This window comes from Nonomuraea sp. NPDC003707 (assembly GCF_053587055.1).
This window is the reverse complement of the sequence record NZ_JBSFNK010000017.1, coordinates 33,134-46,790: the sequence shown is the minus strand read 5'-3', so window position 1 is coordinate 46,790 and position 13,657 is coordinate 33,134. Positions and strand designations below refer to the sequence as shown.

The 13,657-nt window shown below is 68.6% G+C and carries 15 protein-coding genes; 10 read left to right on the top strand and 5 right to left on the bottom strand.

Annotated features, from left to right (window positions below; all coding sequences use genetic code 11):
• The first annotated feature begins 127 nt into the window (after positions 1 to 127).
• Positions 128 to 1,615: a trypsin-like serine peptidase gene (locus ACWDRB_RS36485; protein ID WP_449901534.1), complete on the top strand. Its 1,488-nt coding sequence runs from the start codon at positions 128 to 130 to the stop codon at positions 1,613 to 1,615.
• 65 nt (positions 1,616 to 1,680) lie between these two features.
• On the opposite strand, the gene ACWDRB_RS36480 is transcribed toward ACWDRB_RS36485, so the two are convergent.
• Complete coding sequence (locus ACWDRB_RS36480) at positions 1,681 to 3,039, bottom strand: hypothetical protein (protein WP_350729309.1); 1,359 nt, start codon at positions 3,037 to 3,039, stop codon at positions 1,681 to 1,683.
• 156 nt (positions 3,040 to 3,195) lie between these two features.
• Positions 3,196 to 4,410, bottom strand: a complete 1,215-nt coding sequence (locus ACWDRB_RS36475) for a malic enzyme-like NAD(P)-binding protein (protein ID WP_435054271.1) — start codon at positions 4,408 to 4,410, stop codon at positions 3,196 to 3,198.
• 260 nt (positions 4,411 to 4,670) lie between these two features.
• On the opposite strand from ACWDRB_RS36475, the gene ACWDRB_RS36470 reads away from it, so the two are divergent.
• The 4 genes from ACWDRB_RS36470 (at position 4,671) to ACWDRB_RS36455 (ending at position 7,744) form a co-directional block, all read left to right on the top strand.
• Positions 4,671 to 5,528, top strand: coding sequence for an ABC transporter substrate-binding protein (locus ACWDRB_RS36470; protein ID WP_363976615.1), 858 nt, complete (start codon positions 4,671 to 4,673; stop codon positions 5,526 to 5,528).
• Between the two features lie 3 nt (positions 5,529 to 5,531).
• The gene (locus ACWDRB_RS36465; RefSeq protein WP_449901531.1) at positions 5,532 to 6,359 is read left to right on the top strand and encodes an amino acid ABC transporter permease; all 828 of its coding nucleotides are present in this window, start codon (positions 5,532 to 5,534) and stop codon (positions 6,357 to 6,359) included.
• A complete protein-coding gene (locus tag ACWDRB_RS36460; RefSeq protein ID WP_449901528.1) occupies positions 6,356 to 7,099 on the top strand; it encodes an amino acid ABC transporter ATP-binding protein in 744 nt (247 codons plus the stop codon). The genes ACWDRB_RS36465 and ACWDRB_RS36460 overlap by 4 nt, the downstream gene beginning before the upstream one ends.
• Positions 7,100 to 7,318: 219 nt before the next feature.
• Complete coding sequence (locus tag ACWDRB_RS36455; protein ID WP_449901525.1) at positions 7,319 to 7,744, top strand: CGNR zinc finger domain-containing protein; 426 nt, start codon at positions 7,319 to 7,321, stop codon at positions 7,742 to 7,744.
• On the opposite strand, the gene ACWDRB_RS36450 is transcribed toward ACWDRB_RS36455, so the two are convergent.
• Positions 7,741 to 8,106, bottom strand: a complete 366-nt coding sequence (locus ACWDRB_RS36450; protein ID WP_363976621.1) for a S24 family peptidase — start codon at positions 8,104 to 8,106, stop codon at positions 7,741 to 7,743. The two genes, ACWDRB_RS36455 and ACWDRB_RS36450, sit on opposite strands and share 4 nt — an antisense overlap.
• A gap of 17 nt (positions 8,107 to 8,123) precedes the next feature.
• On the opposite strand from ACWDRB_RS36450, the gene sodN reads away from it, so the two are divergent.
• The 3 genes from sodN (at position 8,124) to ACWDRB_RS36435 (ending at position 9,875) form a co-directional block, all read left to right on the top strand.
• Positions 8,124 to 8,525 (top strand): superoxide dismutase, Ni, encoded by a 402-nt coding sequence (gene sodN / locus ACWDRB_RS36445; protein ID WP_350729297.1) that lies wholly within the window; start codon positions 8,124 to 8,126, stop codon positions 8,523 to 8,525.
• Positions 8,526 to 8,652: 127 nt separating this feature from the next.
• Positions 8,653 to 9,078 carry an ATP-binding protein gene (locus ACWDRB_RS36440; RefSeq protein WP_127936220.1) on the top strand — a complete coding sequence of 142 codons (426 nt, stop codon included), beginning with the start codon at positions 8,653 to 8,655 and terminating at the stop codon, positions 9,076 to 9,078.
• 17 nt (positions 9,079 to 9,095) lie between these two features.
• Positions 9,096 to 9,875, top strand: coding sequence for an RNA polymerase sigma factor SigF (locus ACWDRB_RS36435; protein WP_176573444.1), 780 nt, complete (start codon positions 9,096 to 9,098; stop codon positions 9,873 to 9,875).
• Here ACWDRB_RS36435 and ACWDRB_RS36430 read toward each other — a convergent pair.
• Complete coding sequence (locus tag ACWDRB_RS36430) at positions 9,872 to 10,255, bottom strand: hypothetical protein (RefSeq protein ID WP_350729295.1); 384 nt, start codon at positions 10,253 to 10,255, stop codon at positions 9,872 to 9,874. The two genes, ACWDRB_RS36435 and ACWDRB_RS36430, sit on opposite strands and share 4 nt — an antisense overlap.
• An 88-nt stretch (positions 10,256 to 10,343) precedes the next feature.
• On the opposite strand from ACWDRB_RS36430, the gene ACWDRB_RS36425 reads away from it, so the two are divergent.
• Complete coding sequence (locus ACWDRB_RS36425) at positions 10,344 to 11,300, top strand: diacylglycerol/lipid kinase family protein (protein ID WP_350729293.1); 957 nt, start codon at positions 10,344 to 10,346, stop codon at positions 11,298 to 11,300.
• Between the two features lie 270 nt (positions 11,301 to 11,570).
• Positions 11,571 to 11,825 carry a WhiB family transcriptional regulator gene (locus ACWDRB_RS36420; protein WP_185068358.1) on the top strand — a complete coding sequence of 85 codons (255 nt, stop codon included), beginning with the start codon at positions 11,571 to 11,573 and terminating at the stop codon, positions 11,823 to 11,825.
• 245 nt (positions 11,826 to 12,070) lie between these two features.
• On the opposite strand, the gene ACWDRB_RS36415 is transcribed toward ACWDRB_RS36420, so the two are convergent.
• Positions 12,071 to 13,540 carry a histidine kinase N-terminal domain-containing protein gene (locus tag ACWDRB_RS36415; RefSeq protein ID WP_350729291.1) on the bottom strand — a complete coding sequence of 490 codons (1,470 nt, stop codon included), beginning with the start codon at positions 13,538 to 13,540 and terminating at the stop codon, positions 12,071 to 12,073.
• Between the last annotated feature and the right edge of the window lie 117 nt (positions 13,541 to 13,657).

Below are 13,657 nucleotides of genomic sequence, written 5' to 3'. Positions count from 1 at the left end.
ACCGAAGGGCTCGGCATCCTGCCGGGCCCTTCGGCCTTTTGCTGAGAAATCTGGCAACCACCCTTACCAGAGTGACTAAAGGGTCGATAGTGTCTTTACACCCTTTTTGACAACTGTGGAGCCTCCCTTGAAGCGCCTGCTCATCCCCCTAGCCGCCGCCTGCCTGAGTGCCGCCGCGCTCGCCGTCCCAGCCACCGCCGCACCGAGCTGGGCCACCGACAATCTCGCGCCCAAGCCGGCCGACGCGTACGGCGACGCCTTCTTCTGGCTCGACTCCAACGGAGCCGCCCTGCGCAAGGCCACCCAGTACAACCTGGACGCCAAGAACGTCTCCAAGCTGGTGTCGGCGGGTAGCAACGGCGCCCCTGACGGCAAGCCGGGCATGACCGGACCGACCACCGCCCCCAAGGCGACGGTGTCCAAGAACATCAACCTGCCCAAGACCATCGGCAAGGTGTTCTTCCTCGACAAGTCCGGCAACTACCGCTGGTGCTCGGCCACGTCCATCCAGTCCAGGAACCGCAACCTGGTCGCCACGGCGGGCCACTGCGTCTTCGCGAACGGCAAGGACGACGTCTACGACAAGTGGATCTTCGTACCCGGCTACTACCAGGGCAAGGCCCCCTTCGGGGTCTACGTCGGCGCCTACGCCTTCACGGCGTACGACCTGGACACCTACGACGACTACGACGGCGACTTCGCGTTCGTCGCGGTGCACAACGGATTCTCGCTGGCCGGCGAGAAGGAAGTCTCTCGCAACGACTTCAAGGCGTGGGCCGGCGACAAGTGGGTCAAGCCGCGTGAGATCAGCTCCGTGGAGTTCCTCAAGTGCCAGCTGACCCTCGGCGACTGCTGGTCGGAGGGCGAGGACAAGCCGGCCGACCTCGTGGGCCCCGACTACCCCGGCGCCGTCCTGGAGAAGGTCGAAGTCAGCGAGTCCGCGTACAAGGACGCGAAGGTGGGCAAGGGCCAGGGCTTCAAGTTCGGCGAGCCCATCGTGGAGCAGGTCACCAAGCCTCAGCAGGACGCCTACCAGGGCCCCGGGGTCAAGGGCACCGACAAGCTGGGCGGCTACACCATCACCCACTACTACACGCAGAAGTGGGTCAAGCCCGGCACGTCGCGTAAGTACTACGAGGCCCACTACATCCTCGGGATCGCCAAGGACATGGGCCGGCTCGGTGACGTCGTCGGTGGGCAGGGTGTGGCCTGGAACCAGCCCCTCGGCCAGCCGGTGACCGTCTTCGGCTACCCCTCAGCCCCGCACCCCGACGGCGACCGCCCGTTCACCGGCGTGACGCCGAAGTGGTGCTCCGGCAAGACCGCCACCAAGAGCTACCAGGTCAACACGTTCAAGGTCGAGACGCACCAGCTGCTCAAGTGCTCCATGACCCCCGGCGCCGACGGCGGCCCCTGGCTCATGAAGTACGACAACAACAAGCGCACCGGCTACGTCAACGGCGTGACCAGCCTGTTCCACGACAACGACGGCAACGGCCGGGTCGACTACATCAGCTCGGCGATCTTCGACGGTGAGGTGGCCGACGTGTACAACAAGGCCAACTACGCGGCGACCAAGAAGATCGTCGGCCCGAACGGCGAGCTTCTCCAGTAGACGACAGCACGTAGACGGCAACACGAAGGACGGCCCGGGTGACAAGCACCCGGGCCGTTTTCGCGTCATACCGGCGTGAGCTCCCGCGTCCGTTCGCGCAGCGCCAGCACGGCCCGCTCGTTCTTGTACGGCTCCAACCGCCGCCGCAGGTCGGCCGCGTACGACCGCGACCGGGTCGACTGCAGCTCCCCCGCCAGCGCGAAAGCGGTGCCCGCGACCGAGCACGCCTCCTCCAGCTCCCCGCACTGCAGCAGCCCGGCGGCCAGCAGCGACAGGTTGAACATCCGTCCGCGGACGTAGCGGGAGTCCATGTCGAGCGAGCGCCGGGCCTGTCGCACGGCCCGCTCCCCCTCCCCCAGGTCACGGAAGCAGTGGGCGAACTTCGCCGACAGGTAGGCCTCGTCGAAGTAGCTGAGCCAGACCGGCTCGTCGTCGGGCTTACGGGCGTCGAAGGCGGACTCCGCCTCGTGCAGGGAGACCCCGCAGGAGCGGGCGTCGCCCAGGCCGGCGTGGGCGTGGGCCTCCAGGACGTGCGCGGAGGCGAGGAGCGTGTGCACGCCGGCGCGGCGGGCCGCCATCTGGGCGGAGCGGGCCAGGTCGAGGGCGTGGGAAGGCTGGCCCATGTAGATGGCCTGGTGGGCCATGCCGGCCAGGATCTCGCCGCCCAGGGTGTGGTCGTCGGCGCTCCTGGCCAGGCGGAGCGCCTGGATGAGGTAGCGCTGGGCGAGACCGTGCTGCTCCATGTCGTACGCCATCCAGCCGGCCAGGCGGGTCAGCTCGGCGGCCGCGGCGGCCAGGCGGCGACCGGTGGACTCGCCGTACAGGCCGTCCTTGAGCAGTGGCGAGACGGCGGTGTCCAGATATTTGACCACGGACGAGCGGACCCGGCCGCTGCCGAAACGGTTGTCGAGCTCACCGAACGATCGGGTGACCTCATGGATGGCGGCGATGTCGGCGCGGCCCACCCTCCGCCCGCCCGTGCCGCTCAGCTGTCCCCCGGGTGGGGACGTCAGCCAGCGGATGGCTCCCACGGAGCCCGCTCCTATCGCGAAGGTCGAGTCGATCAGGAACCTCCGCCTCTCCACGTCGGCCCGCCATAGCGCAGTCACGGTCGCGACCCCCTCCTGCCACGTGTGCGTGAACTCCTGACCGAGATCGAGGGGTGTGAGGATCGCCGGCATGCCCAGGTCCTCCGAGGTAACCGGTCGGCCCAGCCGCATCGCGAAGATCTCCGCGAGCAGGTAGGGCACCGGGTCACGTGGCCTCTGACCACCGATCCAGCGCAACACGGAGCTGTGGTCGTATTTGAGGCCCGGAGTGCCACGGGCGGCTCCCCAATCGTTCAGGCACCTGGCCAGTCCTTTGTGGGAGAAGCCCGCTTCCGCGATGAGCTGCTGAAGCAGTCGGTTCGGCTCGCGTTCCATCGCTCTCCTCGTCACAGGAGTTGGGCGCCCACACCTTACAGAGAGCTACTGTTATAGCACCTTGAGTAAAGGTTTCAGGGCGGTTCTCAAAGAGACCACCAACTCCACGACGAAACGGGGGCCTCCCTGATCCAAGGAGACCCCCGTACGAAGAGGTCAGACGCGGGCGACGCCGTCCGCGCGGGCCTGGGCCGCGACCGCGGCGGTCACGGCGGGCGCGACGCGCTCGTCGAACGGGCTCGGGATGACGTACGTCGGCGAGAGGTCGTCGCCGACGACGCCGGCCAGCGCGTTGGCGGCGGCCACCTTCATGTTCTCGGTGATGGCGGACGCGCGCACGTCGAGGGCGCCCCTGAAGACGCCGGGGAAGGCCAGCACGTTGTTGATCTGGTTGGGGAAGTCGGAGCGGCCGGTGGCCACGACCTTGGCGTGCCGGGCGGCCACCTCGGGGTGGACCTCGGGGGTGGGGTTGGACAGGGCGAAGACGATGGCGTCGGGCGCCATGGAGGCGATGGCCGCCTCGGACACGGTCGACCCGGACAACCCGACGAACACGTCGGCGCCCGCCAGCGCGTCCTCCGTCGAGCCGGTGTGGCCGGCGCGGTTGGTGTCGCGGGCGAGGGCCTCCTTGACGGGGTTGAGCCCCTCCCGGCCCGCGTAGATCATGCCCTTGGAGTCGGCGACCGCGATGTCGCCGATGCCCGCCTCCAGGAGGATGCGGGAGACCGCGACGCCGGACGCGCCCGCGCCGGCAACGACGGCGCGCAGGTCGCCGAGCGAGCGCCCGGTCAGGCGGGCGGCGTTCTGGAGCGCGGCGAGCACCACGATGGCGGTGCCGTGCTGGTCGTCGTGGAAGACGGGGATGTCGAGCAGCTCCCGGAGCCGGTCCTCGACCTCGAAGCAGCGCGGGGCGCTGATGTCCTCGAGATTGATGCCGCCGAACGACGGCGCGAGACGCACGACGGTCTCGACGAGCGCGTCGACGTCGGTGCAGTCGAGGCAGATGGGGACGGCGTCGACGTTGGCGAACTGCTTGAACAGCAGCGCCTTGCCCTCCATGACCGGCATGGCGGCCGAGGGGCCGATGTCGCCCAGGCCGAGCACGGCGGTGCCGTCGGAGACGACGGCCACCACATTGGAGACCCAGGTGTAGTCGTTGACCAGCGCGGGCGTCTCGGCGATGGCGGTGCAGACCCGGGCGACGCCGGGCGTGTAGGCGAGGGAGAGATCGTCCGCGTCGCGGACGGGAACGGTGGAGCGGACCTCGAGCTTGCCTCCGCGGTGCAGCGCGAAGGCCGGATCGAGATCGAGTTGCTCGACGGGAACGGAAGCAGAAGCGGGCGTGACAGCCACAGCGACCCCTGTAGTCATCGGGAGCGGAAGAAACCTTCGGCGGGCGAGCGCGAGCGGGCTGGCCTCGGTAGCTGCCAGAATCCCCTCGTCGGTCGTCTCAGAGGGGTACGGGGGTCACCCGTCTCCCTATCGTGCCACATGGTGAGATGGACTCGGTGTCAGTGCCGACGCCGTTCCGTTGACGCATCGTTAAATGTCTGATGGCTGACCGGTGCAAAACCCCATTTAAACTGCACAAAACGCAAGTTTCCTGGCTTTTCACATCGAGGAGGCCGTACATGGCCCTCAGCCCCAAGGGCCGCCGTGGCTATGCCGCCGGCGTGCTCGCGTTGACCGCCGCACTGGCGCTGACCGCGTGCGGGAGCGGCGGCAACAGCTCGAGCTCCGCCACGACCGGCGCGAGCGCCTCCGCAGCCGGCGGCGTTCAGCTGGTGCAGCCTGGCAAGCTCACAGTCTGTACGAACATCCCGTACGAGCCGTTCCAGTTCAAGGACGCGAGCGGCAAGATCGTCGGTTTCGACGTCGACATCGTCGACCTTGTCGCGAAGAAGCTGGGCGTGACCCAGGAGATCGTGGACATCGACTTCGCGGTGATCAAGAGCGGCGCCGCCATGGCGGCCAAGAAGTGCGACCTGGCCGCCGCCGGCATGACGATCACGCCGGAGCGCAAGGCGAACATCGACTTCTCCGACCCGTACTTCGACGCCACCCAGGCGCTGCTCGCCAAGAAGGGCACCGGGGCGACGTCGCTGGCCGACGTCAAGGCCAAGAACCTCAAGCTGGGCGCCCAGGCCAGCACCACGGGCCTCGACTACGTCAAGAAGCAGGGTTTCGACCCGACCGAGTACGCCGACTCCGCCAAGGAGCTGCTGGCCCTGCAGGCCGGCCAGGCCGACGTGATCGTCCAGGACCTCCCCGTGGTCCTCACCTGGCTCAAGAAGCCGGAGGTCGCCGCGAAGTTCGAGCTGATCGGCAGCCTGGACACCGGCGAGCAGTACGGCCTCGGCCTGAAGAAGAACGCCGACCCGGTGCTGCTCAAGACGATCAATGAAGAGATCGCCAAGGCCAAGCAGGACGGCACCTACGAGAAGATCTACGTGAAGTGGTTCGGCAAGAAGCCCGGCGAGCTGGGCTGATCCATGGCCGACCAGCCGAAGACGGCTGAGCCCGCGCGCGCCGGGCTCAGCCCTCGGAAGAAGCAGCAGATCAGCCGCGGCATCCAGTACGCCGTCCTGGTCATCGTGCTCGGCCTCCTCGTCCTGTACGCGGACTGGGGCAGCCTCGCACAGAACTTCGCCAAGCCCGACGTGGCGAAGGAGACGCTGCCGGAGCTGTTCACCATCGCGCTGCGGAACACGGTCATCTACACGGCCACCGGATTCGTCCTCGCCTTCCTTGTGGGACTGCTGCTCGCGCTCATGCGGCTGTCGCCGGTCCGGCCCTACCGGTGGATCGCGATCGTCTACATCGAGATCTTCCGTGGGCTGCCCGCGCTGCTGATCTTCATCATGATCACCTTCTTGCCACTGGCGCTGCCGGGCTTCGAGGTGCCTTTCGGCACATACGGCCAGGTCGCCCTCGGGCTCGGTGCGATCGGCGCGGCCTACCAGGCGGAGGTGTTCCGCGCGGGGCTGCAGGCCGTGCCCAAGGGGCAGGTCGAGGCCGCAAGATCGCTGGGCATGTCCGCCACCCGCGCCCAGTTCACCGTGGTGATCCCGCAGGCCCTCCGCATGGTCATCCCGCCGACCACCAACCAGTTCGTGGCCCTGCTCAAGGACTCCTCGCTGGTGCTGTTCCTCGGCGTGTCCAGCGAGTATGTCGAGCTCGCCAAGTTCGGCAACGACCTGGCCTCCCAGCACTCCAACGCCACGCCCATCATGGTCTCCGGTCTGACGTACCTGATCGTCACGATCCCGCTGGGATATCTGGCGACCCGGCTGGAAGGACGCAAGGGGAGGAACCGATGACGCACGCGATCGAGCTCGCGGACCTGCACAAGTACTTCGGCGACAACGAGGTGCTCAAGGGCATCCGCATGACCGTCGACCCCGGGCAGGTGGTCTGCGTCATCGGGCCGTCGGGCTCCGGCAAGTCCACCCTGCTGCGCTGCGTGAACCTGCTGGAGGTGCCCACCAAGGGCAAGGTGTTCGTGGAGGGCGTCGAGCTCACCGACCCCGATGTGGACATCGACGCCGTACGCCGCCGCATCGGCATGGTCTTCCAGCAGTTCAACCTGTTCCCGCACATGACCGCGCTGCAGAACGTGATGATCGCCCAGCAGCGGGTGCTGAAGCGGGGCAAGAAGGAAGCCGAGATCGTCGCCAGGGAGAACCTGGACAAGGTCGGCGTCGGCGCCAAGTGCGACGCCTACCCGGCGCAGCTGTCGGGCGGCCAGCAGCAGCGGGTGGCGATCGCCCGGGCGCTGGCCATGAACCCGGACCTGATGCTGTTCGACGAGCCCACCTCGGCGCTCGACCCCGAGCTGGTGGGAGACGTGCTCACCGTCATGCGGAAGCTGGCGGAGGAGGGCATGACCATGCTGGTGGTCACCCATGAGATGGGGTTCGCGCGGCAGGTGGCCGACCGGGTGGTGTTCATGGACGGCGGCGTGATCGTCGAGGACGGCGAGCCGGCGCAGGTGATCGGCGACCCGCAGCAGGAACGCACGCGCGCCTTCCTCCACCGGGTCCTGCACCCCGAGGAGTAGGCCCGGCAGGCACGGCGGGGCGCATCCGCCCGTACCACCGTACGGAGCGCCCCGCCCACCGGACTCAGCGCCCCATGTACGCCTCGAAGCGCTGCCCCAGGGCCCTCTTCACCCGGCGGCGCGCACGGCCCCTGAAACGCCTTCTCAGCCGCGCCTGACCGCACTCCCCGCCGGAAGACCCGGCCCTGTTCGGCGTGGCCCGTGATGTAATACACCCGCATGGACCTCACCTCTTACGCCGAGTGGGCCGTCCGGCTGGTCAACGATCCCGACCCGCCGCCGGAGCTGAGGCCGCTGCGCGACGAGCTGGCCGCCGCCTTCGACGAGGCCGACGACGAACGGGCCGTGGCCGCACGGCTCAACGCCCTGCTGGTGCGCTATCCCGTACGCCCCCAGCTCACCGACCACGACGGCGGGGGCTGGCACCTCCACCTGGCCGAGGACTCCGCCGCCTGCGCCGTGATGGGCCTGGCCGCGGTCGTGGCGGAGCTGGGCGCGGACCGGCTCGGCCGGTGCCAGGAGCCGCGCTGCGGCAGGGCGTTCCTCGACACCTCGTCCAACCGTTCGCGCCGCTACTGCTCCTCCCGCTGCGCCAGCCGCGCGAACGTCGCCGCCTTCCGCGCCCGCCGGCGCAACGGCTCCTAACGCCGCCGCAGGAGGGGCCAGTAACGCAGCACGACCCGTCCGACGATGTCGTGGACCGGCCCGAAGTCCCAGCTGTCACGCCGCCCGCTGGCCCGCTGGTTGTCGCTCTCCAGCCACCATCCGTCCTGTCCGTGCCACTGCGCCCGTTTCACGATGAGCTGCTCGGGATCACCGGGAAGTCTCGCCACCACGAGATCTCCCGGGTGGACGGTGGCGCCCCGGCGTACGAGGAGCCAGTCGCCGGGAACCAGCGCGGGGCGCATCGAATCGCCCTCGACACGCACTCTCATGGGCTGTGACCCCCTACTCCGCAGGCGTTGGGACCCGAGTAAGGTCGGTTGTGGACCAAGCTGATTCAGCATCAAGGAAGGACTTTCTGATGCTCGCACGACTGCTACGACCCAAGCATGTCGCTTCCGCACACTGCGACCTGCCCTGCGGGGTCTACGACCCCGCTCAGGCCCGCATCGAGGCCGAGTCGGTCAAGGCGATCATGGAAAAGTACGCGGCCAACGAGGACGCGGTCTTCCGCGCCCGCGCGCTGTCCATCAAGGAGGAGCGGGCCGAGCTGGTCAAGCACCACCTGTGGGTGCTCTGGACCGACTACTTCAAGCCGCCGCACCTGGAGCAGTACCCTCAGCTTCACCAGCTCTTCTGGGACGCCACCAAGCTCGCGGGCGCCGCCGGCGCCAAGGGCACGGTCGACGTCGCCAAGGCCGAGGACCTGCTGGGCAAGATCGACGAGATCTCCAAGATCTTCTGGGAGACCAAGGCCGCCTAAAACGGCACATAAGGCTCTGTACGGCAGCAGCCGTACAGAGCCTTTTCCGTTGATGGCGAGTCTGAATCGTCCAAGCACCTCCCAGGGGCGGTAAGTTGCAGTTGGCGTCGGAAACGCGAGGAGGAACGTGACCGAGGAAACCGAGACGCGCGCGGAAGGCGTGGCCGGCATTCGCGACGTGGTGAGCATCAGGCTCCCCGCCGCCAGTGCCTACCTGTCTGTGCTGCGTACGGCTACCGCCGGGCTGGCGGCGCGGCTGGACTTCACGCTCGACGAGATCGAGGATCTACGGATCGCGGTCGACGAGGCGTGCGCCATGCTGCTGAGCGAGGCGGTGCCCGGCACCGACCTCACCGCCGAGTTCGAGCTGACCGGGCATGAGATGCAGGTCAGGGTCGAAGTGGCCACGGTCGGAAGCTCCGCGCCCAAACGCGATGACTTCGCCTGGATGGTGCTGACCGCCTTGGCCGACGACGTCGACGCGGTGACCGACTCCCCAGATCGCATGGCTATCGTCCTGCGTAAGCGCCGAGGCGCAGCGAGGCCGGCGTGACGGAAAGGACTGGAGCCATGGCCACCAGCGAACACGCCGTGCCCGACCGGGTGCGTGCCCGCATGCTCTTCGCCGAGCTGGCCGAGCTGGGCCCCGAGGAGCCGCGCCGCCAGCGCATCAGAGACGAGCTGGTCGAGCTTCACCTTCCCCTGGTCGAATACCTGGCCCGCCGCTTTCGGAACAGGGGCGAGTGGCTCGACGACCTGACCCAGGTCGCCACCATCGGCCTGATCAAGTCCATCGACCGGTTCGACCTCAACCGCGGCGTGGAGTTCTCCACGTATGCCACGCCCACGATCGTCGGCGAGATCAAGCGCCATTTCCGCGACAAGGGCTGGGCGGTCCGCGTCCCGCGCCGGCTGCAGGAGCTGAAGCTCTCGCTGACCAAGGCGATAAGCGATCTCTCGCAGCGCGAGGGCCGCGCGCCGACGGTCGCCGAGCTGGCCTCCTACCTCAAGATGACCGAGGAGGAGGTGCTCGAGGGCCTCGAGTCGGCCAACGCCTACTCGACCGTGTCGCTCGACGCGCCCGACTCCGGCGACGACGACGCCCCCGCGGTGTCCGACTCGCTCGGCATCGTGGACGAGTCGCTCGAGGGCGTCGAATACCGCGAGTCGCTGAAACCGCTGCTCGAACGGCTGCCGCCGCGGGAGAAGCGCATCCTGTTGTTGCGCTTCTTCGGCAATATGACGCAGTCGCAGATCGCCACCGAGCTGGGCATCTCGCAGATGCACGTCTCGCGCCTGCTGGCCCGCACCCTCGCGCAGCTGCGCGAGGGTCTGACCGCCGAAGACTAGCCGTCTCCGTAGAGGGCGTGCGTGGTGGGCGGCGCCAGCAGCGTCGCCAACCCCGCCACCGCGATCACGATCAGCGGGATCCCGAGCTGGGGCTGGCCTGACTGGATGAGCGTGACGGAGATCGGCACCATGAAGATCTGCGTCAGGACGCCGGGCGACCGCCCCCACCGCTCCATCCTGAACAGCCCGCCCCACGCCACCCAGAGCAGCCCCGCTCCGACCAGCACGCCGAAGGCCGACTCGGCGATGGCGGTGGTCAGGTTGTCCGGGGTGCTGACCAGGGTCTCCACGGCCACGTAGATGCCGAGGCCGAGCGCCACCAGGCCTTCCAGGGCGACGATGGCGGCGGCGATGACGAGGGTGACCGGACGACGATTCACGCCCGTACCCTACCCCTCGGGTCACCCGGTCCGAGAAATAGGACGTTCGGCCGATAACGCCCACAAGTCCAGCGGATACGCTGGCGATATGCGCGCCATGCTCTTGGTGAATCCCAAGGCCACCACCACGAACGCCCGTACGCGTGACGTGCTGATCCGCGCGCTCGGCGCGGCCGTGGAGCTGGCGGTGGAGGAGACCCGCTACCGCGGGCACGCCGCGGCGCTGGCCGCCACCGCGCGGGCCAAGGGATACGACGTCGTGGCGGTGCTCGGCGGCGACGGGACGATCAACGAGACCGTGAACGGCCTGCTCAACCCGGTGAACGGCGGCGACGTCCCGCCCGGCAGCGAGGGCCGGCCCGCGCTCGTCGTCATCCCCGGGGGCAGCGCGAACGTGTTCGCCCGCGCGCTGGGGCTGCCGAACGACCCGGTGGAGTCCACGGGGGCGGTGCTGGAGGCGCTCAGGGACGGCCGCCGCAGGACCGTGGGTTTGGGGCAGGCCCTATGGGAAGGCCAGAGCCGCTACTTCACCTTCTGCTCGGGCATGGGGTACGACGCAGAGGTTGTACGGGCCGTGGAAGGCCTCAGGGGAACGGGCCGTAAAGCCACGCCTACACGGTACGTGAACACCGCTCTACGGCACTATCTGGCCACGGACAAACGGCATCCAGCGATGACCCTGACCGGGCCGGGGATCCCGACGGCCCGCGGGCTGTTCATGGCGATCATCTCCAACACCTCTCCATGGACGTACGTCGGCACCAGGCCCGTGCACCCGACCCCGTGGGCGAGCTTCGAGACCGGGCTCGATCTTCTCGGGCTGCGCCGGATGGGACCGATGTCCATGGCGTCAGTGATCCGACAGATTCTCACGGAGAGTGACGCCCTTCCGGGCGGCCGACACCTCGTACAACTGCACGACGAGGCCGAGTTCACGCTCACCGCGGAACGCCCCGTGGCCTTCCAGCTGGACGGGGACTACCTGGGCGAATACGAAACCGTAACATTCCGGTCTACACCGAACGCGTTACAAGTTTTGGTCTAGGTGGTTACATTCGGTCATTGTGTGACGCATCCGACAGCCATAACACCCAAAACTTCCCGTCAACCCTCTTGCGTGCACTCAGCGTGGCTGACAGTCTCAAGACTGACGTCGGAACGTAGGACCTTTAACAACCCCAAGGTTCTCCGAGTGTCAGCGAGCGATCCCGGTCCTCACAGGTCCGGGTCTTGTTCGCGCGAGTTAGTGAAACTCTTCACAAAGTAGTAGCCGCACGGAGCCGACCAGAGGCTCCATCTACTAAGGAGTGGACGCATGGACTGGCGCCACCGAGCTGCCTGCCGTGACGTGGACCCCGAGCTGTTCTTCCCGATCGGCAACACCGGCCCGGCACTCATGCAGATCGAAGAAGCCAAGCAGGTCTGCCGTTCCTGCTCGGCCGTCGAAGCCTGCCTGAAGTGGGCGCTGGAGTCCGGACAGGACGCCGGCGTCTGGGGCGGCCTCAGCGAGGACGAGCGCCGCGCTCTCAAGCGCCGCACCGCTCGCCACCGCGCCCGCCTCACCGCCTGACCCGCCACCGTCATCTGATCTCCACCACCATCTGACCCCGCGTCGCCCGAGCCCCGATCGGCTCGCGCGCCGCCGCGCCCTCCTCGCCCCGATGCGTCGCCGCCGGCCGCCGCGCCACCCGCCGGACGCGCCAGCGCCCAAGCCGTCACCCCGGCCGACGCACCGCCGCCGTTCGACATGCCCGCACCCGACGCGCCGAGCCCTCGTACTCCCGTCGAACCCCGACGGACGCGTACGAACCGGGATCAGGCCGCCGGGAGCGGGATCGACAGCGTGACCTCCGTACCCCCTTCGAGCCGTGGCTCGATGGACAGCCGGCCGGAAAGCTCCCCTTCGACCAGCGTGCGGACGATCTGCAGCCCCAGGCTGGTGGAAGTGTCGAGGTCGAAGCCGGCCGGAAGCCCGCGGCCGTCGTCCCACACCGTGACGTTGAGCCGGTCGGGCTCCGGCTCGACCACCACTTCGAGCCGCTTGGGCCGCCCGTGCTGCATCGCGTTCTGCAACAGCTCGGTCAGCGCCATGGCCAGCGGCGTGGCGATGAGCGAAGGCAGCACGCCGAAGCCCCCGACGCGGCGCGGCGTGACGGCCACCTCCGCGGCCGACACCTCCCCCGCCATCGCGAACACCCGGTCGGCGATCTCGTCGAAGTCCACGAACTCCTCGGGCGCGTGGGACAGCGTCTCGTGCACGATCGCGATCGACCCGACCCGGCGCACCGCCTCCTCCAGCGCCTCCCGGCCCTCCGGCACCTGCAGCCGCCTGGCCTGCAGGCGGAGCAGCGCGGCCACGGTCTGCAGGTTGTTCTTCACCCGGTGGTGGATCTCGCGGATCGTGGCGTCCTTGGTCATCAGCTCACGCTCGCGGCGCCGCAGCTCGGTCACGTCCCTGATGAGCACGAGCGCGCCGATGCGGCCGCCGCCGACGATCAGCGGAATGGCTCTGAGCTGCACGATCGTGCCGCCCGACTCGACCTCGGTCTCCTTGGCCGCGCGCCCGCTGGCCACGATCATGAGATCTTCGTTGATCGGCTCGTCGGAGTAGCAGAGCGTCGCGGTGACCCGGCCCAGCTCGGCCCCGACCAGGTCGGCGTGCAGGCCGAGCCGCCGGTAGGCGGACAGGGCGTTCGGCGAGGCGTACGTGACGCGCCCGGCCCGGTCGAGCCGCAGCAGGCCGTCGCCGACGCGCGGCGAGCGCACCAGGATCGGCTCCTCGCCCGAGAACGGGAACCGGCCCTCGGCCACCATCTGCGCCAGGTCGGAGGCGCTCTGGAGGTAGGTCAGCTCCAGGCGCGACGGGGTGCGCGCGGAGGAGAGGTTCGTGGAGCGCTGGATCACCGCCAGGAACCGGCCCTCGCCTCCCTCGACGGTCCGCCGCACGGGGATGGTCTCCTCGCGCACGGGGACGCCCGTGGACCAGTCGGGATCACCCTCGCGGCAGATGCGCCGCTCGTTCCAGGCGGTGTCGATGAGGTGGCGCTCTCCCTTGGCGGCGACGCTGCCGACGATGTCGTCGTGGTAGACGGTGGGGCCGGTGGTCGGGCGCATCTGCGCGATCGCGATCCAGCCGCTCTCCCCCAGCAGCGGCGCCCACAGGATGAGGTCGGCGAACGACAGGTCGGCCAGCAGCTGCCAGTCGGAGACCAGCGAGTGCAGCCAGTCGAGATCCGCCTCGTCGAGGGCGGTGTGGCGGGCTACGAGGTCGCTGAGAGTCGGCACAGGTGCATCATGCGTGCTTTTCCCCGCAACAACCAAACCGGCTCCCTGGCTGAATGCGCGCCCGGATACGCGGGCAGGACTCCGCATGGCACGGCCGCACACCCGCTTGTTCGCACA